This window comes from Snuella lapsa, assembly GCF_039539345.1.
GTDB classification, from domain to species: domain Bacteria; phylum Bacteroidota; class Bacteroidia; order Flavobacteriales; family Flavobacteriaceae; genus Snuella; species Snuella lapsa.
Genome location: NZ_BAABCY010000006.1, coordinates 1 through 26,154, shown reverse-complemented (window position 1 = coordinate 26,154; position 26,154 = coordinate 1). Strand labels below are relative to the sequence as shown.

General features: G+C 37.5%; 18 protein-coding genes. 11 read left to right on the top strand and 7 right to left on the bottom strand.

Annotated elements, in window-relative coordinates:
* The first annotated feature begins 23 nt into the window (after nt 1-23).
* Genes ABD792_RS00540 through ABD792_RS00530 form a run of 3 tightly spaced genes read left to right on the top strand, consistent with a single transcriptional unit; the run spans nt 24 to nt 4,750 of the window.
* Nucleotides 24-2,267, top strand: a complete 2,244-nt coding sequence (locus ABD792_RS00540) for a S9 family peptidase (RefSeq protein ID WP_345003741.1) — start codon at nt 24-26, stop codon at nt 2,265-2,267.
* Nucleotides 2,268-2,269: 2 nt separating this feature from the next.
* A complete protein-coding gene (locus tag ABD792_RS00535) occupies nt 2,270-3,517 on the top strand; it encodes an NAD(P)/FAD-dependent oxidoreductase (RefSeq protein ID WP_345003740.1) in 1,248 nt (415 codons plus the stop codon).
* Nucleotides 3,518-3,532: 15 nt separating this feature from the next.
* A complete protein-coding gene (locus ABD792_RS00530; protein ID WP_345003739.1) occupies nt 3,533-4,750 on the top strand; it encodes a M24 family metallopeptidase in 1,218 nt (405 codons plus the stop codon).
* A 65-nt stretch (nt 4,751-4,815) separates the two neighbouring features.
* On the opposite strand, the gene ABD792_RS00525 is transcribed toward ABD792_RS00530, so the two are convergent.
* From ABD792_RS00525 to ABD792_RS00505, 5 genes are all read right to left on the bottom strand, one after another.
* Nucleotides 4,816-5,289: a GNAT family N-acetyltransferase gene (locus tag ABD792_RS00525; protein ID WP_345003738.1), complete on the bottom strand. Its 474-nt coding sequence runs from the start codon at nt 5,287-5,289 to the stop codon at nt 4,816-4,818.
* Nucleotides 5,290-5,292: 3 nt separating this feature from the next.
* Nucleotides 5,293-5,724: a YybH family protein gene (locus ABD792_RS00520; protein WP_345003737.1), complete on the bottom strand. Its 432-nt coding sequence runs from the start codon at nt 5,722-5,724 to the stop codon at nt 5,293-5,295.
* 124 nt (nt 5,725-5,848) lie between these two features.
* Entirely contained in the window at nt 5,849-6,949 is a 1,101-nt protein-coding gene (locus tag ABD792_RS00515; RefSeq protein ID WP_345003736.1) for a DUF4407 domain-containing protein, read from the bottom strand.
* Nucleotides 6,950-7,092: 143 nt separating this feature from the next.
* Nucleotides 7,093-9,147 (bottom strand): M56 family metallopeptidase, encoded by a 2,055-nt coding sequence (locus ABD792_RS00510; RefSeq protein WP_345003735.1) that lies wholly within the window; start codon nt 9,145-9,147, stop codon nt 7,093-7,095.
* Between the two features lie 2 nt (nt 9,148-9,149).
* Complete coding sequence (locus tag ABD792_RS00505; protein WP_345003734.1) at nt 9,150-9,515, bottom strand: BlaI/MecI/CopY family transcriptional regulator; 366 nt, start codon at nt 9,513-9,515, stop codon at nt 9,150-9,152.
* 158 nt (nt 9,516-9,673) lie between these two features.
* Between ABD792_RS00505 and ABD792_RS00500 the strand changes: the two genes are divergently transcribed.
* The gene (locus tag ABD792_RS00500) at nt 9,674-10,876 is read left to right on the top strand and encodes an NAD(P)/FAD-dependent oxidoreductase (RefSeq protein WP_345003733.1); all 1,203 of its coding nucleotides are present in this window, start codon (nt 9,674-9,676) and stop codon (nt 10,874-10,876) included.
* Nucleotides 10,877-10,900: 24 nt separating this feature from the next.
* Here the strand turns inward: ABD792_RS00500 and ABD792_RS00495 are convergent, their stop codons facing one another.
* Nucleotides 10,901-11,767 (bottom strand): DMT family transporter, encoded by an 867-nt coding sequence (locus ABD792_RS00495; protein WP_345003731.1) that lies wholly within the window; start codon nt 11,765-11,767, stop codon nt 10,901-10,903.
* 114 nt (nt 11,768-11,881) lie between these two features.
* Nucleotides 11,882-13,270, bottom strand: a complete 1,389-nt coding sequence (locus tag ABD792_RS00490) for a dipeptidase (protein WP_345003730.1) — start codon at nt 13,268-13,270, stop codon at nt 11,882-11,884.
* Between the two features lie 220 nt (nt 13,271-13,490).
* Between ABD792_RS00490 and ABD792_RS00485 the strand changes: the two genes are divergently transcribed.
* The 7 genes from ABD792_RS00485 to ABD792_RS00455 all read left to right on the top strand — a co-directional run bounded on the left by ABD792_RS00485 (nt 13,491) and on the right by ABD792_RS00455 (nt 26,097).
* Nucleotides 13,491-14,078, top strand: coding sequence for an RNA polymerase sigma factor (locus ABD792_RS00485; protein ID WP_345003729.1), 588 nt, complete (start codon nt 13,491-13,493; stop codon nt 14,076-14,078).
* 103 nt (nt 14,079-14,181) lie between these two features.
* Complete coding sequence (locus ABD792_RS00480; RefSeq protein ID WP_345003728.1) at nt 14,182-15,240, top strand: FecR family protein; 1,059 nt, start codon at nt 14,182-14,184, stop codon at nt 15,238-15,240.
* A 134-nt stretch (nt 15,241-15,374) separates the two neighbouring features.
* Nucleotides 15,375-18,791, top strand: a complete 3,417-nt coding sequence (locus ABD792_RS00475) for a TonB-dependent receptor (protein ID WP_345003727.1) — start codon at nt 15,375-15,377, stop codon at nt 18,789-18,791.
* Nucleotides 18,792-18,801: 10 nt separating this feature from the next.
* Entirely contained in the window at nt 18,802-20,520 is a 1,719-nt protein-coding gene (locus ABD792_RS00470; protein ID WP_345003726.1) for a RagB/SusD family nutrient uptake outer membrane protein, read from the top strand.
* 150 nt (nt 20,521-20,670) lie between these two features.
* Complete coding sequence (locus tag ABD792_RS00465) at nt 20,671-23,217, top strand: hypothetical protein (RefSeq protein WP_345003725.1); 2,547 nt, start codon at nt 20,671-20,673, stop codon at nt 23,215-23,217.
* Between the two features lie 10 nt (nt 23,218-23,227).
* Nucleotides 23,228-24,997, top strand: coding sequence for an FAD-dependent oxidoreductase (locus tag ABD792_RS00460; RefSeq protein ID WP_345003724.1), 1,770 nt, complete (start codon nt 23,228-23,230; stop codon nt 24,995-24,997).
* 2 nt (nt 24,998-24,999) lie between these two features.
* Complete coding sequence (locus ABD792_RS00455) at nt 25,000-26,097, top strand: hypothetical protein (RefSeq protein WP_345003723.1); 1,098 nt, start codon at nt 25,000-25,002, stop codon at nt 26,095-26,097.
* Nucleotides 26,098-26,154: the final 57 nt, after the last annotated feature.

Genomic DNA, 26,154 nt, shown 5'->3' with positions numbered 1-26,154 from the left:
AAAAACTTGATAATTAATAAATAATGAGATATTTACTTGTGCTTTTACTGGTATCATCTGTTGTTAGGCTGCAGGCACAGGAGATAGATAAGCAAGACTACGAACGTGCAGTTAGGTTTGTGAACTATTGGGATATGGCTTTTAATCTTAAAACGAATGTATACTGGTACAAGGATGGATCCGGGTTTTGGTTTATAGATTACAGTAAAGCGGGGAAGTATTACAAAACGGTTGCGTTCAAAGATTATAAAGTGAGACCGCTGTTCGATCAAAACAGATTAGCAACGGTGTTAACGGAGAACCTCAAAAAGGCGATAGATCCAAACGCTCTTAATATATCAGAAATAGAAAAGTTAAATGATCATGAATTTTCTTTTCGTGTGGATGGTAAAATTTACAATTTAGATATCAATACCTACGACCTAAAACAAAAGGATGAAAGGCTGCCGGCTAAAGGGAATCCGTTTGAAAGTACATCACCAGATGGTAATTGGATTGCTTATACCAAAGATTATAATTTATATGTTAGGTCTAAGCATACCGGGGAAACCCATCAGTTAAGTCATGATGGTAAAAAGGATTATGAGTATGCCACTTACTATGGTTGGTATGATTTAATAAAAGGAGAAAATGGCGAGCGTCCCAAACATTTTAGTGTCAATTGGTCCAATGATTCCAAATGGCTTACTACCAGTATTGTAGATTTTAGAAATGCAGAAAAAATGTATTTACTAAATTATACGATTGATAGCCTGTATAAACCGCAATTGCTAAGCTACTACAGAGGGTCGCCCGGAGATACCACTTTGGTAGATGTAAAACCTGTTTTTTTTAATATTGAAACTAAACAGGAAATTAAAACAACATTGCCTGCAAATACACACTTTAATCCGGTTAATGTACGTTGGTCGGATAAACCGGGGCAATGCTATGCTTTCTGGAAGGAACGCGGTTTTCAAAAGGCAATTATCCGACGTATTGATCTAAATACTAATACAGATGTGGATCTGGTTGTAGAAACCAGTAAAACCAATATCGATAATTTTGAGTACAAACTGGTAGAAGAAAAAGAGGTGCTACTGTTTCTTTCCGAACGCAATGGCTGGAGACAATTGTATGCTCTAAACCTAAAGGATAATACCATTAGGCCTTTAACAAATGGAGATTATTACGTAAACAGTATTGAATTTATAGATAGTCAAGAGGGGGTTATTTATTTTTTAGCATCGGGGAAAGAAGCCGGAGAAAACCCCTATCACCAAAAACTGTATAAAGTAAATTTAAAAGGAAAGTTGACGGTATTAACGCCGGAATTTGGGCATCACATAGTGTCGTTTTCAAAGGATGGTAAATATTTCGTAGACAATTATTCGACATTAAATATCCCGACAACAAGTGTTTTAAGAGCGGTAAAATCTGGTAAAGTTGCATGTGAACTAACAAAAGCAAATGTTGAAGAAGCCAAAGCAAAAGGTTGGGAAGCGCCAGAGGTATTTGAGTTGACCGCCAAGGATGGGAAGACGACTATTTACGGTGCGTTATGGAAGCCTTCTAATTTTGATCCGTCAAGGTCCTACCCGATCATAGATAATACCTATACCGGACCCCATACGCAAATAGTTCCCAAATCGTTCGATGTGGCCTTCGCTAATCAGGCTTTGGCCGAATTGGGTTTTGTTGTTATGCGGATAGATGGTTTAGGCACTTCGGGGCGTTCAAAGGCATTTCATGATCATTCGTATAAAGATATGGGTAATAATCTTGAGGATCATGTGAAGGCTATTGGCTATTTAGGTAAAAAACATACCTGGATTGATACCGATAAAGTGGGTATCTTTGGGCATTCAGCGGGAGGTTACGACACAGGAAGAGCGCTTTTGGCTTTTCCCGGGGTTTATAAAGTAGGTGTGGCTAGTTCTGCCGATCATGATTTTAGAATGGAAAAGGCCTGGTGGCCCGAAATGTATCAGGGATGGCCGGTAGATGACACCTATCAGGAGGTATCCAATATTACTAATGCTAAAAATTTAAAAGGTAAATTGCTTTTGGTTCACGGTGGTCTGGACGATAATGTGAATCCATCTGCAACCTTTAAATTAGCCGAAGCCCTGGTAAAAGCCGATAAGGAATTTGATCTGTTAATTTTACCTAGCCAACGGCATGGTTACTCGGGAATATCGAGGGACTATTTTATGAAGAAACGTTGGAATTATTTTGTAGAGCATTTAAAAGGAGAACAGCCCATTTGGGATTTTAAATTAAAATAGCCGTGAGTAGAAGTGTAATTATTATAGGAGGTGGTATCATCGGGTTGAGTACTGCCTATTATCTGCAAAAAGAAGGTTGTCAGGTTACGGTAATCGATAAATCCGATTTTTCCGAAGGCGCGTCTTATGTCAACGCCGGTTACATTACCCCCAGTCATTTTATTCCTTTGGCAGCCCCCGGGATGATTACCAAAGGGCTGAAATGGATGTTTAACGAGTCGAGTCCGTTTTATGTAAAACCACGACTAGACCTGGAGTTTTTAAAATGGGCATTGGCTTTTAAAAGATCGGCAACAAAGAAGAAGGTGGAGAAGGCTATTCCTGTTATAAAAGATATTAACCTATTGGGAAGAGACTTGTATGAAGCGATGCGGGACTCCGGTGATTTTTCGTTTCACTACGAACGTAAAGGCTTGTTAATGTGTTATAAGTCTGATGCTGTAGGTGAAGAAGAATGGGAAATAGGAAAACGAGGCATCGAAGAAGGACTGGAAGTAAAGCATTTATCTCCCGAAGACGTCAAGGCCATTGAGCCCAGAACAGGTTTAAATATTAAGGGTGCGGTGCATTTCATGTCGGATGCTCATATGACGCCTAATCATTTCATGCCGGAGATGGTGGCATACCTGAGATCGAAAGGGGTGGTGCTATTGGAAAAGGAAGCGGTTACAGATGTAGAAGTTTCTGAAGGGAAAATAGGTAAGGTTATTACCGATAAGCAAGAACTGATGTCGGATGAGGTGGTACTTGCCGCCGGTAGCTGGAGTCCACATATATCTAAGAAGTTGGGGGTTAAGATCCCGCTGCAGGCAGGTAAAGGGTATCGCATCAATGTATCACGAGAAACTCATATTACCATACCCGCTATCTTATGCGAGGCTAAGGTGGCCGTAACACCTATGGATGGATTTACGCGGTTTGCGGGCACGATGGAAATAGCAGGTATAAATCATAATATAAACACCAAGCGTGTTGATGCTATTGCGAATGCCGCTAAAAGATATTATGATGGTCTCGAAATTACTAACGACGAAAAAGCGGCCGCGGCATGTGGCTTACGACCTTGTACACCGGATGGATTGCCTTATATAGGAAGGTCTTCAAAATGTAAAAATCTGACCATTGCTACCGGACATGCCATGATGGGGTGGAGTTTAGGGCCTGCCACTGGTAAATTGGTTTCAGAACTGATTGTAGATACAAAAACGAGTTTAAATTTAGAACCATTCAGTCCGGATAGAGGGTTCTAAAATAAATTAAAATATATGAACAGATACGGAATTGGCGGATCGACTATTGAAGACGAATTAAAGGCGATAAAGCCCATGGCTCATTTGGCAAAACCTATAGAAACAAAGGAGTTTCAAGAGCGCATTGATAAAGCCTGTAAACTAATGAAAGCTGAACAAGTTCGGGCTGTTTATTTACATGCCGGGACTAATCTGTACTATTTTACGGGGACGCGATGGAATTCCAGTGAACGTATGGTAGGAGCCATTTTATTTGCTGATGGAAGCCTGCATTATATAGCACCCGAGTTTGAAAGAGGTACTATTTTGGACTTTATGCAAATAGAAGGTGAAGTGCATGGTTGGCAGGAGCACGAGTCGCCCTATGTTTTGTTCATTAATATTTTATCCGACAATGGTGTTCATGAAGGCGTTGTCTTAATGGATGAAATAACCCCCTTTTTTGTTATCGACGGTATTCTAAAAATACAAAGCAATCTCCATTTAGAAAATGCGAAACCCATCACTTCCGGGTGTCGGATAATAAAATCGAAGGCTGAAATTGCTATTATGAAAACAGCCATGGATATTACCATGGAGGTACAAAAGGCGGCAGCAAGGATTTTACGCGTTGGCATTACCGCTAAGGAAGTAGAAGATTTTATTCACGAAGCTCATAAATGCTACGGAATTCCTTCGGGGTCGTACTTTTGTATTGTGTTATTTGGTGTGGATTCATCATTTCCCCATGGGGTTAAAGCTCCTAAAAGATTGGAAGCAAATGAAATGGTGTTAGTGGATACAGGATGTGTATTGCACGATTATATTTCAGATATAACGCGAACCTATGTGTTTGGCGAACCAAATGAAGAACAGACCAGAATTTGGAATATCGAAAAAGAAGCGCAGCAGGCGGCTTTTCAGGCGGCTCAATTGGGAGTGACCTGTGATGTGGTCGATAGGGAAGTAAGGAAGCTTATTGAATCTCATGGTCTCGGACCTGATTATAACCTACCCGGTTTACCCCATAGAACGGGGCACGGTATAGGCCTGGATATTCATGAACACCCCTACATTGTTAGAGACAATGCAACGGTTTTAAAACCGGGGATGTGTTTTAGTAACGAACCGATGCTTTGTGTGCCCGGAGCGTTTGGGGTTCGTCTTGAAGATCATATTTATATGACGGAACAAGGGCCACAGTGGTTTACCGAACCCGCATTTTCTATAGAAAATCCGTTTGGCTTAGCGTAGTCGTCATCTGTTAAATTAGCGCATTTTCGATGGCGTTTAGGAATAAGAGTGTTATTAAAACAGAATTATAGGGTATCGTTTTTAATATCCAATCGCATGGTGATCATATGTTTTTTAAAACCGGCTTTTTCATAAGCTTTTATGGCTGGGATGTTATCATTATAAACATCGAGCCGTATTTCGAAGATGTTACGGTTGCTGCACCAGGCTATTAAGGCATCAATGATTAGTTTATTCAAACCTTGGCCACGATGCTTTTCAGGGACGAACATAAAGCCGAGATAGCCTTGTTGTTTATGCTTCAGGTAATGGCGGTCACTCTTTATTTTAACATAACCCGAGGCAACAATATCATTGTTAATTTCAACAACAAATACCTCCGATTGATCGCTTGTAATGAGTTCCGCTATATCGTAATAATGAATATTGCCATCCTTTATGGTGGGATCCATAGGGCGCTCCGCCTCAATGACACCCTGTTCAAACTCTAATAGCGTGGGTAGATCCTTTAAGGTGGCTTTTCTAACGGTTGGGGTCATAATTTAGCAGGAGGTATCGGCAATAATTTTCCATGCACCATCTATTTTTTTCAGAATGATCATAAAAATACCATTGGCGTTACCAATATCACGGGTTAAATGGTATTCGCCCATCACACAGTAGGCTCCGTCATTTATTTTTGTAATGGCATTAATTTTAAAATCCAAATGCCCCTTATGTGCTTTGGTAGGATAACTTTTTTTGTAACGTGCCAGGGTATTTTCCCAGCCGTGTGTAACCCCGTTACTGCCATAAAATTTTAACGAATCACTTTTCCAATAGCTGGCCATGAATGTCTCAATATCGTTATTGTTCCAGGCCTGTCTCTGGGTTTCGATAAGGTCGAGAATGGCTGTTCTATCTTTTGCTTCCGAGCTTTGTGCCTGACTGTAAAAGCATACAATTAAACACAGAACGCATATAAGTCTTTTCATAGTTTGGTTTTTAATAGGAAAATTATGAAAGCCTGTGCTTTTGACGAGCAGGCCATTATGATTCACTAAAAATAACCAATTTTTAAGTTTTGAAAAGCTGTTTCCGTGTTTATTTTAGGGTTGCCTACAAGGCATTCTTTTGATGTTTAAAAAAGGCATCTGCTTGTAACTGTAGAAGTTCCCGGGCCTTTTTGCGTTTGTAATTGTAAAGTTCTTCCTCTTGTTTTATATCCTCATAAATACGGTCGTTAAGGGCGTTTTCGGTTCTTAAGAGGACGGCTCTTTGGCTTTTATTTTGAAGGACTACCGTTTTTACAGCAGTTTCCTGATCTTCAAGTTTAAAATCGTAAGCACTCTTTGGAGCTAATAGTTTAGCAATGATGGGTGCTGTTTCAATGGCTAAAAAGAGCAGAAATATAAAGAAGGAAGGTAGCCAGGGGAGTTTGTTCAAAGCATCAATGCGTGTCATTAAACCATCAAAATTGTTGATTATGGGTTGCGTTGTCATGACTTGCGCATCATAGTCATTTTTAAGGATCGCTATTTGGGATTCGGCAGCAGTTATTTTTGTTTTATTCTCGGTTTTTAACTGCTTAAGTTCCGCTAGGAGAGCATCGTGTTTATCACGTTTTTCCTTGTAGACAGAACCTTTGCCTTTTAGTTTGGTGCCAGCGGTACCTTCGGCTTCGCTTATATAGGTGTCGTAAAGCGCATTTACTTCGCCCTCTTTGGTCTCTATTTGTTGTTGTAGGCTTGTTATTTCTTTATTCAGATTGTCTATAGAGGGATCAAATTGTTTGGCTATTTGCGTTTTGTTGGCCAAAGTCAATTCGTTTTTTTGTTCCAGTAAGACCTGATCGATCTCTTTTTCAAAAATTTTTAATTCTAGAGGTTTGGAGATAACAATGGCTATAATGACAGCCAATACAATTCTTGGGGATGCTTGAATAAGTTCGTTGGTAAAATGCTCACTTTTTTTGATGGTAGAAACAATATACCGATCCAAGTTAAAAATGAGCAAACCCCAAATAAGTCCGAAGAAAATAGCAGTATAGAGATTGTCAAATACCATGTATAGTGCATAGATAGCTGCGATACAGGCCATAACGGCCGTAAAGAAAACCGTGGCACCAATACCCGCATATTTATTTTGTTCGCCTTTAGAGCAGTGTTCTAAAATAGCGGTGTCTGCACCCGAGCAGATAATGAAAAATTGCTTTAACATAACGTGATTGATTTTTGATTGACTGACTATTAGAACGTTATTGGATGGTAAATGTTACATTTAATGCATGAAAAAATCCGATCAAATTTCATTTAACCGGATTTAGACTGCATATTAGTTTAAGCGTGATTTTACAAATTACATCAATTTTTAATTGATTTTTTTCTTGATGCATCTATTTCTTTGCCATTCACAATAACAATAAAAGAGGCGTTTGCATATTCATCACTCTTGGCTACATCAAAATAAGCTTCCCCCTTAATTAACTCAACTTTTCGTGTTTGGCCTTTAACGAACTTAGCGGGATATTTTAACTTAGCTCCTGATCCTAGAAAAACTTTCGTACCGTCTGATAATTTTAACTCAAATTTGCCACCATCAGGAACGGTTAAATAATTATAGGCAATGTTTTCTGATTTGGATAACGAGCTGTACTGTTTGTATAGCAACATCACTTCTTTATAAAGGTTATGCAATTCGTCAAATTTACTTTCACCGGTTTTGTAGCCCTGCACAGCTTCCATATAGGTTTCTGCCTTTTCTTCATATTTTTTCCTGGCATCTAATAATGTTTTTGAAGGGTTTTGTGGTTCAGCCGGCGTTGGTGGGGGAGGTGGAGGAGGAAGGACTAATTGATAAAATGGTGTGACCGACCTTTTTTGTGCCTCGGACATTTTATTATAAATATGTTGTAAACGAACCAGATCTTTTTGTTTTATGATGCGCTGACGTTCAGGGAGCGCATTGAGTTTTTTTACAAATTGTTTATATTCTGTGATCTCTTTGTCTGTTGCTTTTTGTTGGCTATTTTGTATTAAATCATTGGTATATTTTGAAATAAGCATTAGGTCATTGCTATTGATAATATAGTTGCTGCTTTTCGGAATTCTTATAGTTATAGAATCATGATCCTCTTTGTCTGTTGCTTTTTGAGGTGATTTTGTATGCGGTGATCCAGAATATCCACGTATAAACTCTCCTTTTTTGGTCGTAAAGTGAATGGAATCTGTTGTTGTAAATGAAATACCTTTAAATGAATTAGCATGCTCACTACGCTCATCCATTTCTATATAATTGGCTTTTACTTCTGTTATTGAGGTATTTGCCTTTTCTACTTCTTTTTTGAGGTCGAACAGAAAGGCATTGGATAAGGTTCCTTTTACTTCCACATAAACGTTGGGGGTCGCATTACTTTGATGAATGATCATTTTGAGTTCATTCGAAAGGTCTTTAAGAAGAATCTGTTTATTGTTAATACTAATCGTATTGTTCTTGTCGATGTGTATTGTTATTTTATCGTCGGATGCTCCTTGTTCTGTAGCTTGAGGACTTAGGTTTTTTTCAACAATAACTTTACTACTAAAACTATAGATTAGAATAGTGAGTAAAGGCAAGACGAGTAGACGTCGTAGCCATAAGGCTAATTTGGATGTTTGTGTTTTCATAACTGTAAATCGTTTTTTGATTAATGAATGATTGATGGCGTGCGCCAAGGGTGAGTAGGAGGCATTTGATGAGAATGCCAGTAAAATATTTTGATATGTAGGGGTTGCAATCCCCTTATTAATAACGGTTTGATCGGCTAGGAATTCATGATTTAACTTCATGCTTTGTTTTATCAAATAAACAAGCGGATTAAACCAAAAGGCAATCAGGACAATTTCAATGAATAGTACATCCAGACTGTGCTTTTGAATGGCATGGGCTTCCTCATGTAATAATATGGCTTTGGGGATCTGTTGCGATTCAAACTTGCGTTTGTTTAAAAAGATATAACTTAAAAAGGTATGAGGAATAACGGTTTCCGCTAATAACACATTGGTAACCCTATGAGTTTTGTACTTTGGGTTTTGCCTTATTTTATAGCCTATATCTAATAGGTTTTTTATGAATTTAATGCTAAAAAGTAAAAGCCCCAGACCATAGATGCTCCATAAAATAACGGGCCAATAGTTTTGTTGCGGAGCTACCACCTCTATTTGGAGGGGTACATTATTTGAAACCACTAGAGGTATTTCTTCGGGGATTACTTCTATGTATTCCGTAAACGTAATGGCAGGAATGATTATTGAGGCCAGTAAGGCGCCTATTAAATAAAAGCGTTTGAAATGATGCATATCCTCTTTTTCTAAAAAGAGTTTGTAAAGCGCATAAAGAATGCCTAAGCAAATACCGGATTTTAAAGCATATAAAATCATGACTACTTCTTTTTTATTTCGCTATCTATAAGTGTCTTTAAGTGTTCCAGTTCTTCTTTTGTTAAATTGGTCTCTTTAGTAAAGAAAGAAGCAAATTGAGAAGCACTATCATTAAAAAAGGTTTTTATAAGACTGTTTACGTGCTTGGAGAAGTAAGCTTCTTTTTTTATCAAAGGATAATATTCCCGCGATTTACCATAGACCTTATAGCTTATAAACCCTTTCTCCGTCATGCGTTTTAAAAGGGTGGCAATCGTTGTTGAAGCCGGTTTAGGTTCGGGATACTGATCCAAAATATCTTTCATGAAGGCTTGTTTTAGCTTCCATAAATAATTCATTAGTTCCTCTTCGGTTTTTGATAATTGCATGTCTACATATTTAGAATGTGTTCTACAAATGTAGAGCAATTTTTTTAATTCTACAAGTGTAGAGCATGAAATTGATTGTAAAAGCCTTTGTTGTGTGACTTTTGTAACATTCTATGCTGAACAAATAGATTAATTTTAATGGTGTAAAACAGGAAATCATGAAAACAACAGTAGTAATTGGTGGAAATTTTGCAGGAATGACTGCCGCTTTGGAAATAAAGAGAAAAGGTAAAAAAGATCATCGGGTAATCGTGGTTGATAAGTCGCCATTGTTTTTATTTATTCCCTCGTTAATTTGGGTGCCTTTTGGAAGACGTGAGGTAAAAGATATTTCGTTTAGAAAGGATACAGTATTAACAAAAAAAGGAGTCGAGTTTTTAAATACTGAAGCTATTAAAGTGGATGCTAAAAAGCAGATTGTTGCGACAGATAAAGGAGATGTGGCTTACGATCATTTGGTGATTGCTACAGGGCCTAAGGTGAAGTACGATGTAGCTCCCGGTGTAAAAGAGTTTGCCCATTATATTGGAACACCTAATGGTGCTATGAAAACCAGAAAGGCTCTTGAAGAATTTAAGAAAAATCCGGGTCCTATTGTTATAGGAGCAACTCAAAATGCGGGTTGTATGGGAGCTGCTTATGAGTTTTTATTCAATATAGAAAAATGGTTGCGCGAACAACATATTAGAAAACAAGTGGATTTATATTGGATTACTCCCGAAACCTATTTGGGACATTTTGGAATTGATGGGATGCCGGGAGGAGAAACCATGTTAAAATCCTTTATGAAAATGTTTAACATTCACTATCGCACGGAAGTGGGGGTGAAAGAGGTTTTTAAAGATAAGGTGTTGCTTACCTCGGGAGAAGAACTGCCTAGTCGTTTTACGATGCTTATGCCGCCGTTTGTGGGTGTTGATTTTGTGGCTAACTCTCCAGATTTGCATGCAACCGCTAATGGTTATTTGCCAGTAGGGGAAGACTATAGGCATGTAGATTATAATAATGTTTGGGCTGCAGGTATTGCGGTGGATGTAAAATTACCTTTTAAACCGGGTAAGGTGCCGTTTTCTGGTCCTAAAACAGGCTATCCATCCGATGAGACTGGAAAAATAGTAGCAGAGAATATTATACGGGTAACCCGGGGAAAAACAGAATTGAAAAAAAAGGCCTGGGGTAAAATTCCCGGAATATGTGTCATGGATGCCGGTAAAAAAGAGGTGATCATATTAAGTGATAAGCTGTTTAAACCTAGAAAGTTTGCCATTATGATCCCGAACATCTTTTACGATTTCTCTAAAGTACTTTTTGAAAAATACTTTCTTTGGAAAATGCGAAAAGGGTATTCGCAGTTACCATAAACAAATTTAGTGTTGGCACTTTTTTTAGGCGGACTTACTTTGTGATCGGAGACTCTCAATTACTACTGTTGATAGAATGATGAGTCCGCCAAAAAAGGTGTTCCATGTGGGAATCTCTCCTAAAAAAATAAAAGCGATAACAATACCCAAAATGGGCTGCATACTGTTAATAATACTGGCAGTACTTACTGTAAAGTGCCTTAAGCTGTATATCAGCATCGTATGTCCGACAGCTGTGGTAAGTACCGCTAGAAAAATAACATAAGGAAACTGGGTACTTAAGTTGGAACCATCCATTACGAACATAGAAGGGACTAATACAATACTTATCACAAACATTTGAAAAAGCATAATGGAAGATCCGCTGTAATGCGTTACGAGCTTTTTTGAAAGGATGTTCCGCAAGGCGTAACACAATGATGAGAATAGCCCAAATAATATGCCTTTAACATGTGCGTTTTCTATATCAAATTCAGGAGCTAACAGGTAAATGCCAAACAGGACCATGAACCCTAAAACGATGTATATAGGGTCAAATTTAGTCCTGATGAACAGAGGCTCCAGAAGTGCGGTAAATATAGGATATACAAAAAGGGATAACATCCCTATGGCTACGTTAGACAACTTAAGCGCATAGAAATACGTAATCCAGTGAGTGCATAACAATAAACCGCTAATTATGCCTGGTACCAGGTCGCGTTTAGAACGAATGGTCAGGCTAATATTTTTATATCGGCAGAAGGCGTACAATAACAGTAATGCAATAGCAGAACGGCACCAAATAGTTATGGGAATGGGAAGGTCTATAAATTTTCCCAGGGCGCCTGAGGTACTGATAAAAAGTGTGGCAAGTAAAAGTTGTAAAAGGTGGTTAAAATGGTTGTTACGCATGAAATTGCTATAAGTGAATAACCGGTAGTTCACTAAGCCGGTTTGGTTTTATTTTGAAGTCAAAAATACATAAAAAAACAGAGTCCCCGCTTTAAATCAAGGACCCTGATAATATTATTGTGACAGCTTTGTAAAATATTTATAGAAATAGGGAATGGTTTCAATACCCTTTAAATAATTAAAGACTCCAAAATGCTCGTTGGGCGAATGGATGGCATCGCTGTCCAAACCAAAGCCCATTAAAATGGTCTTGCTTTTTAGTTCTCTTTCAAAAAGAGCAACGATTGGAATACTGCCGCCACTTCGCTGGGGAATTGGTGTTTTGTCAAAAGTAGTCTCATAGGCTTTTGAAGCTGCCCGATAACCAATACAATCTATAGGTGTTACATACGCCTGGCTACCATGATGGGGTATCACTTTAACTGTGACCCCTTTTGGAGCAATGCTTTCAAAATGCGATTTAAATAGCTCGGTAATTTCTTCCCAATCCTGATTTGGTACCAGGCGCATCGATATTTTAGCATAGGCTTTACTGGCAATAACCGTTTTGGCACCTTCCCCGGTGTATCCTCCCCAAATACCATTAACATCAAGAGTCGGGCGAATGGAATTGCGTTCGTTGGTGGTATAACCTGTTTCGCCATATACGGCATCAATGTCCAGTGCTTTTTGGTAAACCTCTAATGAGAAGGGCGCTTTAGCCATCTCGGCCCGTTCTTCTTTCGATAAAACGTCTACCTTGTCATAAAAACCGGGAATCGTAATATGGTTGTTTTCATCGTGTAGGGAAGCGATCATTTTAGTTAATACGTTTATTGGATTGGCCACGGCACCGCCATATAATCCTGAATGTAAATCCCTGTTAGGTCCGGTTACTTCAACCTCAACATAACTCAATCCGCGCAATCCGGTAGTTATAGAGGGGATGTCTTTAGCAATCATTCCGGTATCAGAGATCAAAATAACATCGTTACTTAGTTTGTCACGATTTGCTTTTACAAAATCACCTAAGTTCGAACTGCCAACCTCTTCTTCGCCTTCGATCATAAACTTTACATTGCAAGGCAGTTGGTTGGTTTGGGTCATGAATTCCATGGCCTTTACATGCATAAACATTTGTCCCTTATCATCACAGGCTCCACGTGCAAAAATGGCCCCTTCCGGATGTAGATCTGTTTTCTTAATAACAGGCTCGAATGGTGCCGAATCCCATAAATTCAAAGGATCCGGTGGTTGTACATCGTAATGTCCGTATACCAGTATCGTGGGGAGGTTTTTGTCAATGATCTTTTCTCCATACACAATAGGAAAGCCTTGTGTTTGACAAATTTCTACCGTGTCGCAGCCAGCATTTTGGAGTTGGATTTTTACAGCTTCAGCAGTTTTTAAGACATCACCTTTATAGGTGGAATCAGCACTAATGGATGGGATTTTTAGAAGCGCTATGAGCTCGTTTAAGAAACGATCTTTATGAGTGTCTATGTAATCTTTTACGTGTTGCATGGGTCATTGTTTTAATGCCTATCAAAAGTACAAAACATCTGGTAATTGAACCAATTAATGACTAAGATCGGGTTTCCGGTTATGGATAATACAAAGATTTAATACATTTGTATTTAATAGGTATTAAATTGCTGCCTCCAATAATTGCGTTTAAATAAAATTTTATAGACTGATACTTGACTTCTAAGAGTAGAAATGCTTTCGATTACCTCATTGAGCAATGGATAAAAAAGATAACATAGAAATAATCTTTTGGGAAAACCTTAGAAAAGGACAGGTTAATGCTTTAGAGGGGTTGTATGATCTTTTTATAGACGACCTCTATGCCTATGGTATCAAGCAAGTGTATGATAAAGGTTATATCATGGATTGTATTCATGATCTTTTTGTCGATCTGTATAAGTACCGGTCAAAATTGTCTCCGACAGATAACGTACGGTTTTATTTATTTAAATCCTTAAAAAGGAAGATCAACAAAAAGTATTCGGAAAAGGGCGTATGGATAGATAACGATATTTCCGATATAGAGGCTTCGATGGATAAAAATTATACAGAATCCTGGGAAAAGAAAATTATTAAGGAAGAATCCGTTAACGAAAAAAAAGTTTGGCTTTTAAGTGCTTTGAATAAGCTGACTCAAAAGCAAAAGGAAGTTATCTTTTTAAGATACAATCAGGAAAAAACATACGAAGAGATCGCAAAAATAATGGGGGTTTCGGTGGCTACTGCCAGGACCATAGTATATAGGGCTATTAAAATTCTTCGGGAATCGTCCTTGTTAATTTGGGGGATTTTTAAAATTTTTTAAAAAAAGTTCAAAAAATCTGTCTATAAATAGTTAGATGTTTGCTTATTGTATATAGAGGGCGTTAAATACCACGCTAAAATGATAGTGATACAATAACATAAACATGAAACCTACAGATAACATAGAGCATATATCTTTAACAGATCAGGAAAAAGAACAGTTAAAGCATCGCATAAAAAAATCCATCCTCCATTTTAATTCTAGAAAGAAGCAATGGCGTTATGCCTATGCCATGGCAGCCTCGATCGTGTTGTTTCTTTTTGTAAGGGTGTACTTGAATCAAGATGCAGGAGATAATCTCCTGAAATTTGTCGAGAGTTCAGAATCAGTAGATGTTAATGGTTCTAATGAGGTTGTGTTGATCCTAAATGATAACGAAAGCGTAAGCCTTGATGGTGATAATTCAGAGGTAGCATATTCTAATACAGGTGAAAAGGTTAGCCTGGGACAATCTAAAACTTTAAGCCAGAGTATAGATGACGAAAAGCTAAACTATAATACCCTTTTAGTGCCTTACGGTAAGCGGACGCAATTAAAATTATCCGATGGTAGTTTAGTTTGGCTAAATTCCGGATCTAAACTGATCTATCCGGCTAAATTTACAGGTAATAGCCGTGAGATTTATTTAGAAGGAGAGGCCATATTTGAGGTAGCTCATGATGCCGAGCATCCTTTTATAGTTCAGTTGTCCAAAGATAATGCCGTTGAGGTGTTGGGGACTGTTTTTAATGTAAGTAGTTACCCTGAAGATCAGGTGGTACAAACTACCTTGAAAAGCGGGAGTGTAAAAATTAGATATTCAGACAACAGTGAAAAAAACAAATCGAAATATTTAAAGATTACCCCTGGAACCATGGCGGAGTTTAATAAAGAACAGGCAGCGATAACGTCGAAAGCAGTGGATGTGACGCCGTATTTCTCATGGAGAGAAGGGGTGTTTATTTTTAAGAAGGACTACTTAACCACCATATTTAAAAAGTTGTCGCGATACTATAATGTAAAAATAGAACCGGGAGACAATGGATTTAAATTAAATACGAATAATGACACATTTACCGGACACCTTGAATTGAAAGATGATATAAGTGAGGTGCTAAACATTATAAAAGAAACAACAAATTTCAATTATACGATAGAAGGGAATAAAATAAATATTAACTAAAAATGAATACAGCCTATGACTTGACTAAACTTTAAACTAAACATTACAAAAAAGCCGGATATGCGCCAACATGATCCGACTTAAAAACTAACACTGCCTGAAAGGGCAATATTAATTCACCAAAAAACAAAAATATGAATAAAATAATCAGCGCACCAGCTAATAGCTGTAAAAATGCTATTGGTTGTTATTTAATGTCAGCTATGAGGGTATTTTTACTTTTTATCTGTATTGGTTTATCGAGCGCTTATGCCAACCATTCCTATACACAAACAAAGATCGATGTCAATGTTAAACGGGTGACTTTGGAGGAACTTTTTAAGGTTATTCAAAGTAAAAGTGAGTACATCTTTTTTTACAATGACAAGGTTTTAGAAGGTAATCAAAAAATATCTCTAAAATTAAAAAATGCGAAGCTGGAAACTATACTGGAAAGCGCATTTTCGAAAACCAATCTGGACTTTAAAATTGATGACAGACAGGTTGTTATTAAAACCAAAGATAAAATAAATGTAATGCCATCAAAAGGTAATGCCACCGAAATACAAGGTTTTAAGGTTTCGGGTGTGGTAAAAGATCAAGATGGAGTTCCTTTGGCAGGTGCCAATATTTTAGAAAAGGGTACCACCAATGGCGTACAGTCTGATTTTGATGGCAACTTTAATTTAACGGTAGCGAATGGAAATGCCACCTTGATAATATCCTATTTAGGTTTTGTAACCCAGGAAGTAGTATTGCAAAATCAGCAAAATATCAATCTTGTATTAAAAGAAAATGCAGCAGCACTAGAAGAAGTGGTGGTTGTGGGTTATGGTACCATAGCAAAGAAGGATATAACAGGTTCCATAGCCACCATTAAAGCAGATGCTATCACAGAAAGAAGTACGACCAATATTTCCAATGCACTTCAAGGATCGGTTGCAGGACTTAGGATAACGAGATCAAGTTCAGAGCCAGGTGGAGGAAACACCATTAGAATAAGAGGTAATACAACACTTCAGGGAAGCAATGATCCGTTAGTGCTTATTGACGATGTGCCAGGAAGTATAAATGACGTTACGGCAGATCAGGTAGAGAGCATATCAGTATTAAAAGATGCAGCTGCAGCTGCTATTTATGGGTCAAGAGCTGCGGCAGGTGTTATTATTATAACAACTAAGCGCGCTAAAGAAGGTGTTTTTAGATTTAGCTATAGTGGTGATTATTTTATTAATACACCCACTAGAGAGCGTGAATATGTAGGAGCTTTGCAGTACTTGCAGATGGATAATGAAAAATCATGGAACGATGATGGGAATGGCAGTGATTTATACCCTATTTGGTCTGAAGATAGGGTAAATAAATATATTACGGGAGAGGCGGCTTCCAACCGGAATGAATATCCCGATACCGATTGGGCCAGTCTTATGTTAAAGAAAAATTCAACAGGCTATAGACATAATATTAATATTTCTGGTGGTACGGAAAAATTAAAATCCAATATTTTTATTGGTTACGAATATCAAAATGCGTTTTACAAACAGAGGGACTGGAGTCGTGTAACGGCAAGGGTGAACAATGATTTTAAAATTTCGGAAAAGTTTGGTGCCCTGGCGGATATTAACTTTAGACTGGTTAAAACAAACAACCCTATTTTTAACCCAACGGGACGCGCGTTGCAGTCCGCACCGATATATCCGGCTGTATGGGAAGATGGCAGATATGCAGAAGGAAAAAGTGGTGATAATGGGTATTTACGTTTTAAGGAAGGTGGGTTTTCTAAAAATGATTCCTACCTCTTTACAGGGCGTATAGGATTATATTACAAACCCATAGAAGATTTAAAATTCTCTTTGAATGTTACGCCTACGGCAACCTTTACAAAAGGAAAGTCATTTTCCAAGGAAGTTAGGTATTGGGATGCTGACGATCCTGAACAAATAGGTGAGGGTACACTTATCCCTGGACAAACTGTAAATCAATTAAGAGAATCTCGATATGATTTTACGGCTGTTACATTACAAGCCTTAGTGAATTACGATAAATCTTTTGGTAAGCATGGTTTAAAAATCCTTGGAGGTTTTGAAGAAAGAGGGTCTAAAACCGAAAATTTAGGCGTATTAGGAGATAGATTTGTTAGTCCAGATTTCCCATATTTGAATCAGTCAACAACAGCCGAAATATTCGACAATGGCACATCTGTGTCTGAACTTGCATATTCTTCTCTTTTTGGAAGGGTCAATTATAGCTTTGATAATAAATATTATGTGTCAGCAGCGATAAGGAGAGATGGCTCTTCAAGATTTGGAAGTGATTATAGATGGGGTACTTTCCCTTCTGTCTCTGCAGCATGGACAGTTTCTAACGAAGAATTTATGAAATCCTTAGAATCGCCTATCTCCTATTTAAAACTAAAAAGTTCTTACGGTGAACTGGGAAATGATCGTTTAGGAAACTATTTATATTTAACCTTATTGCAAATTCAAAATGCATTAATAGCCAATGGATCAAATGTAGAGGAGGTTAGAGCCCTATCACAGTTGTTCTTAACGACTCCTAACATTAGATGGGAAACAACGGCTACCAAGAATTTTGGAGTAGAGCTAGGTTTGTTTAATAACAAATTGTCTTTAGAAGGCGAATATTTTATTAAGGAAACAAGAGACATGCTGTTAAGCTTGAGTGTTCCAGATTTAGTAGGTTTTGAAGATCCAGTAGTAAATGTCGGAAGTATGACCACCAAAGGTTGGGAAGCAACGGCATCTTGGAAAGATAATATAGGGGATGATTTTGATTATGCCATTTCATTTAATATTTCGGATGCAGAATCCATTATTGGAAATATTAACGGGAAACGTCTTTTTAGTGGGGTAACATTATCAGAAGAGGGACATGAGTTTCGGGAATTTTATGGATTACAGTCAGATGGACTATTTCAAACACAGGAAGACGTAGATAATTCGCCGGTTACCAATGCATCCGTGAGCCCTGGAGATGTTAAATATAAAGACATCAGTGGTCCTGATGGTGAGCCAGATGGCATAATCAACGATTTGGATAGAACATTCTTAGGAAGCTCTGCGCCTCGATACATTTATGGCGGAAGAATTAATATGGCTTATAAAGGATTCGATTTAGGGGTGGTCTTTCAAGGTGTAGGTAAGCAAAACTTTTACCTGTCCCAAAGTTTTGTGCGTCCATTTCTCGAGTCATGGTTAACACCAAGCAAAGAGTACGCTAGCAGTTATTGGAGTGTTAATAATACACCAGAAGTTAATCAAAATGTAAAGTACCCAAGATTGTCTGAGACATCAGCAGGTAATAATTATCGGTTTTCAGATTTTTGGTTAAAAAATGGAGCCTACCTAAGAATTAAGACCCTGTCATTGGGGTATACCTTACCTAATAGCCCCCTAGAGAAAGTAGGATTAACAAACCTTAGGCTATCCATTACGGGTAACGATTTATTTACGTTTGATAAACTTCCTAATGGCGTTGATCCAGAACAAACTTCAGGGATAGATTATTTCTTAACGAAATCTATAATTGTAGGGTTAAAAGCTAATTTTTAAATATAAAGAGATGAAAAAACATATATACAAAATAACGTTTCTACTACTACTTATAGTAAATTCTTGCACGGAGTTGGATTTGGTGCCATTAGATGCCCCTACTACTGCGCCCTTTACCAGTAAAATCCAGTTTAGGGAAGGGTTGAATGAAGGTTATAGGTTGTTTCAATGGGTGAAAGATGAATCTTCTAACGGTGTTGATGACGATTTTCAGAGGAGGGACGCTTTAGATGCTATAAAAGCGGGAACTTTAAATTCTGAAGACGGTCGGGCAGCAGCAAGATGGTCTGATAAATACAAAGGGATTTCAAGGCTAATTTCAATTAAAAAGCAAATTGAAAACCAGAATGGGGTTTTAACAGATAATGAGGCCAAGACCTTTTTAGGAGAAGCCAACTTTTTTATAGCCTCTTTTTGGAGTTACTTAATTACACATTATGGCGATGTTCCTTTTTTTGAGGATGCGCTGTCGGTTGATGAAGCCTTTGAAATTGGTAGAACAAACAAAGCCGATATTTTGCAAAAAGTTTACGAGTATTACGATAATGCTATAGCAAACCTTCCTGTGTCATATTCCGGATTGCAATATGCAACCAAAGGAGCGGCCATGGCTATGAAAGCTAGAATTGCTTTGTATATGGGAGACCATGCCATTGCAGCAGAGGCTGCACAAGATTGTATGGATTTAAATGAATATGCATTACATCCTAATTATGGCGATTTATTTCTTTCGGGTACAAAGACATCTGATGAACTTATATTTTATATTCCCAGAAGTGATGCATTAGGTGTAAACAGAAATGACAATTTGCCAGATTTTCTACCAAGAACGCATGGAGGTTGGGGAGCAAAGCAACCTACATGGGAGTTGTTGGCATCTTATGAATGTGTTGATGGTTTACCTATAGATGAATCTCCTTTATTTGATCCTCGTAACCCATTTAAAAATAGAGACCCAAGATGTTTGGCGACTATTGTCCCATTTGGTTCTTTGGAAGATGGTGATGGCTTAGACCCGAGTGACGGTTCTAATTTTATGAATATAGAATATACACCCCATCCAGAGAGATTAGAGGTATTCGATTATAGTACGGGGCAAATGAGGTTTAATCATGACACAAGAACTAACAGGTCTTTCGCATCATTTAATGGCTTGCTTTGGAAGAAATTTATCGATGAAACATGGAAAGCACCTGTAACCGCCGAAAATAACCATATTATTATGAGGTATGCCGATGTGCTGTTAATGTATGCTGAATCAAAAATTGAATTGGATCAGATTGATGGCAGTGTGCTTACTGCTATTAATGAAGTTAGAGACAGGGCCTATGCCGATTCAAATTTCTCTAATCCTGCGGTTACAACAACAGATCAAGCAGAATTAAGGTATATTGTAAGAAATGAGAGGCGTGCAGAGTTTGCCAACGAAGGTCTAAGATATATGGATTTGATTCGTTGGCGATTGGCCGAAAAGGTGCTTTCAGGAAAGACTTATGGAATGGCAAATATTGGTAGTATTGTTGAAGATGTCGTAGAACCCGGATTGTGGTTTTGGGGTATGACACCAGAAATTGATGAAGATGGTATAGCCGATTTCGATCCTTTGGTAGAAGCAGGTTTAGCCAGAACTTTAAATGAAATAAATTTTCCAATCCACCAATACCTGTGGCCGATACCTTCAGCCGATGTGCTTTTAAATTCAAATTTAGGTCAAAACGATGGATATTAATAATTTTTAGTTAGATGTTTTTGAGTTAATCAAATTTAGTTTGTGAAAGTCCCCGAGGAATCGATTTTCGGGGATTTTTTAAAATACAGTTATAGTTTAATATGCTTGCAGAGAGAATGTCTTTGGTTGTTAAAATAATAAAATAAACAAATGAGAAAACAAATTTTTAAGGTAGTACAACCACTATGCTTAGCCCTATTAGTTGCCGCGTGTAATTTAAAGAAAGCGCAGGTTGAACAAAACAATGTGGAAACAGCAAAGTTTGCTGTTAAGAATGGTGAGATAACAAATGTTTCTGGTAACAGGGAAATTAGCGGAATTTATCCCCACCTAACCACTTATGCACATGGCAGAGCCAATGGTATCTATAAACTTGGAAATGAATGTGGTATCGGCGCCTTGGCAGAATGGAATGGTAAACTCTATATGATTAACTATGCAGCTCATCGGCCTAAGGGCAGTGAGCATAAGCTTTATATTATAGATCAGGATAAGAACATGCAGATCTTTGAGGGGAGTATAGGAGGCACACCGGCAGCACGGATGGTACATAAGGAATCCAATCAGCTATTAATTGGTCCTTATGTTATTGATAGTACGGGGAATGTGAGGGTGATCCCGATCAAGGATATGGAGGGACGACTAACTGCTATTGCCCGCCATTTAAAAGATCCTGGGAACATGGTGTATTATTATGATATGGAAGGCATGCTCTATGAAGTTAATGTACATACACTGAAAGTCAATAAATTATTTCAGGACCCCTTACCAGGTTGGCATGGTAAAGGAGGATACACCAGTCAAGGAAAACTGGTTCTAGCCAATAACGGAGAGCACGCCAGTGAGGGGCGTGTTACCCACGATAACGACGATTGGGAAAGTGAGCACTACAAGTGGATGGATAGTTGGAAGATTGAAAAAGATAATGTTTTTGGGCCTGAAAACTTGGGTATTTTGGCAGAATTTGACGGAGACAATTTTAAAGTTGTAGAAAGAAGACAATATACCGATATAACCACCAAGCATGGTATTTATGCCATCCCCAATGATCAATCGCCTCTTTGGGCAATGGGATGGGATAATAAATCAGTTAGACTAAAAGTGTTAGATCAAGGAGAATGGTGTACCTATTTATTGCCTAAAGCCACATATAATAACGATCCGCCACATGGTTGGTTTACAGAATGGCCACGTATAAGATCAGTTGGGAATGGTAAAATGATGATGGATATGCATGGTATGTTCTTTGATTTTCCAGAGACATTTTCAGCAGCCAATACGGCAGGGATTAAGCCCATGGGTTCACATTTACGATACATCCCAGATTTTGTAAACTGGAACGGTCAAATTGTTTTGGCCACAGATGAGACAAGTATCCAAGGAAATCCTTTAGCAGGACAACCACAATCAAATTTATGGTTTGGTAGTTATGAACAACTATCTAATTGGGGGCCAGCATCGGGGTATGGAGCCATTTGGTTAAAAGAAGAGGTTTCTGCAAATAAACTTTCAGACCAATTTTTAATATCAGGGTTTGATAACAGAATAGTTCATTTTAAAAATCATACAGATAAACCTGTTAAAATTACCATGGAAATTGATATAAATGGAGATAATAATTGGACCAAGCTTAAAGATATAGATCTAGAAGCTGGAAACTACAACTATTACATTTTCGATACATCTTTGAAGGCAGAATGGTTAAGGTTGATTCCTGAGACATCATCAAAAGTAACGGCCTCAGTTCATTTAACAGATTCAAATTTAAAAGATGCTTCAGAAGGGAAGGAATTATTTTCAGCTTTAGCTGATATAGATTATTCAGGAAAGGTAAATCATGCCAAGCTCTATACTAATAAAACCAATTTCAATTTAAGCGTTTATAACGGAACAATTGAAAATGGTCAATTTAATAAGACAAAAGAGCTTGAATTTACTAAATTCAATTTTAATTTTATTGAAAATATAACGGATAGTACAGCTGCCGAAGCGTTGAAGATGAAAAATATTTGGTCTGAGGATGATGCGTCAATTATACTTAATGCCAAAAATTATAGATTAAGGTTGCCAAAAGACAATGGAAATTATTCTAAAATCATGCCTTCTGGTACTGCAAGGGTAGTACGTGAAGTTGAATCTGAACGTGAATTAGCCAATATAGGAGGTACTTTTTACGAGTTACCTTTATTTAAAGTGGGACAGGAACCACGATATAAAATGATGCGCCCGGTCTCGACCCATGGCAAACAAATCTCCGATTTTAATACATGGAATGGTCTTTTGGTATTAAGTGGTGTTAAAAGAGAAGCAAAAGCTTCCGAGAATGTTTATGTCTCTGAAGATGGTGAAGCCAGTCTTTGGTTTGGAGGCATTGATGATATTTGGAGTTTTGGCAAACCAATAGGTGAAGGCGGTCCATGGAAGAACTCCAAAGTAAAGGCTAATGAGTTGTCTGATATGTATTTAATGACTGGCTATGATAAGAAGGCCTTAACATTAAAAGTTGATAAGGATGCTGAAATAACATTACTTATTCATATCAATCATTATTTAGATGAACCAGTGGAGTACAAAACGTTTAGTTTAAAATCTGGGGAAACTTTAGAACATAAATTCCCAGATGGATTTAGCGCACATTGGATACAACTAAAAGCAAATAAAGATTGTACAGCAACAGCTTGGTTTGTTTACGAATAAAGGACGTAATATGAATAAAGTAAAATTAATACTGCTTATAGGTTTGCACCTTATATGTTTTAATAGTAAGGCGCAAAGTTTATTGATAGAAGCAGAAAGCTTTATAGATAAAGGGGGGTGGGTAGTAGATCCACAGTTTGTTGAGCAAATGGGGTCACCATATTTAATGGCACATGGTATGGGGGTTCCAGTAGCAAATGCTACTACAAGAATAGCATTCAATGAAAAAGGAACGTATCATGTTTGGGCTCGAACTAAAAATTGGGTTCCTGGAAATTGGGAAGCTCCTGGACGATTTAAAATAATTGTTAATGGGAAGGCTTTAAAGAAGACATTAGGTGTTACCACGGGATGGTCATGGGAGTATGCTGGAAAAGTAAAAATAAAATCTAACGATGTCGACATACAACTATCCGATTTGACAGGATTTAACGGTAGGTGCGACGCTCTCTATTTCAGTACGTCAAAAAAAATACCAAGCGATGCGGAAACAAACTTGGATGCGTGGAGAAAGGCAAAGTTAGGAGAAACCATAGCTCCAAAAGAGCAAAAAGAATACGATTTGGTGATAACAGGTGGCGGCCTAGCGGGTTGTGCAGCTGCAATTGCAGCTGCTGAACAGGGATTAAATGTAGCTTTAATTCACGATAGACCTGTATTAGGGGGCAATGCGAGTGAAGAAATACGAGTACATACCTTGGGTATCTATGGGAAGTATGAACGTATCTTAAAAATGATTGATACTAAGCACTATCCCAATGGTTCATTTAAGGCGAAATATGACCAGGAAAAACGCGATAAAAATGTTAAGAGCTTTAAAAATATCGATCTCTTTTTAAATTGGAGAGCTTATGATGCTGTGTCACAAGATAATATCATAAAACATGTTGATGCAAGACATACCGCTACTGGAGAGCGAATTCGCTTTACTGCACCACGTTTTGTTGATTCTACTGGTGATGGATGGATTGGTTTTTGGGCCGGAGCTGAGTTTTCTTATGGTAGGGAAAGTGCTAGTACCTATGGAGAAGCTTGGGATGAGTGGGGTGAGTTGTGGAGTCCAGAAGAAGCAGATAATTTTGTGATGGGATCCTCTGTACTTTGGCAAAATGAAAAAACAAATGAAGTGCATGCTTTCCCCCAGTTACCTTGGGCTTTAGGTATAGCTAAAGGACATAAAGCTATTGCAGGTGAATGGTATTGGGAGTTTTCAAGAAATGATCTGCACCAAATTCATGATGCAGAACAGATAAGAGACCATATGTTGCGTGCTATATTTGGATCATTTGCTAATGCGAAAAAATTAGAAGAAAACAAGAATTATAAATTGCAATGGGTGTCTTATTTGGTGGGGAAAAGAGAATCTAGAAGGTTAATAGGAGACTACATTTATACCTTTAATGATGTAAAGAACCATACAAAGTTTAAAGATGCTGTGGTTGAGGAAGTAAGGGAAGTAGATGTTCATTACCAAAGAAATTTAAAAGATAGTGAGGAACCGGATTTTCTTTCAGAAGCTATTTTTTATGAAACGGAAAAATATTATATCCCTTATAGAAGTTTATATTCTAAAAATATAGGCAATTTATTCATGGCTGGACGAAATTTTAGTTGCTCTCATATAGGCTTAGGAGGGCCTAGGGTAATGCTAACAACCGGACAAATGGGTGCGGCGGTAGGATTTGCAGCCGCTATATGTAATAAGTATCATGTAAATCCAAGAGAAGTTTATACCAAACATCTTAAAGAATATCTGAATTTAATAGAAAAGCAGCAATAATAATGTATAAGTCTTTAGTGTTCATAGTTCCTTTTTTTATTTTCATGGGATTTCAAAATCAAAAAACTGATTACGACCCCATGTTTTTTAGCATGACCAATGAATTGGAAGACATTACGAAGGATGAGCCCATTTTTAAATTTGCAGCAAAACATTTAGATACTTCTTATAATACTCAAATAAGTCATGATGTTAGGTTATTATCTAACAGTCAAGGAGAGCCTAGGTTATTTTTCTCAGACATAGAAACTTCAGTATGTGCTGATGGTGAGTGCAAATTGGCCAATATTAAAGTTTATTGGAATTTACTAGGCAATTATGTAGGTTACGGTATACACCCAGAACTTCCTCTTACTAAGTTCGAACATGATGCTTTTGAAAAAGAAGACTATGCAAAACTTCATAAACTATTATTAGATGAAAATTCTATTCTTAAAAGAAGAAAAATAACTGATTTAATAGATAAAATACCTGTTTCTCCTTCTTATATAGATTCAAAAGATCTTGATGGGATTTCTGGAGCAACCAAAAAGGAAATAAAGGAATCGGTCGTTAAAGGGGGCTTGTATTCATGCTATACCTTGTGGCACATTGTACATGGAGAGGCTAAAGAAAAAATGAAAGCATATTTGCAATCGATTCATTCTGCTGCTCTAAATGCATACTTTTTGTATGCGCCCTACAGAGATTATCAAATTTATGCTTTGAAACAATTAAATAAAACAGAATTTAAAGAACATTCAAAACAGATTGCCGAGATATTTAAATCAACAGATGCTTTAACGAAAACTTATATTTTAAAAAAGATACCAACTGATGTTTTATCTGACCAAAAAACAACAAATCTGTTTTATAGTGCATTCCCCTATATAGATATTAATTCCAGAACCCTTTTGATTAAAAGATTAAAAGATGCAAATTCAATTGCAGTAGAAATAGTGTCGGAATATATAGGTTATATGACAAAGAATCAACTAAGCATGTATTTAAAATATTTAGAAGAAACCTATGGGAGCTTAAATAGAAAGGTTAAATCTAATTTGGTAAAAGCAAGTAATTCTAAGAAATATACTTATAGCTATTTAATGAAGTCATCTTGACTTTTTTTTGAGGAAAAATAGGGGTTTTAGAAATTTGTGTTGCGAAACATAAAAACT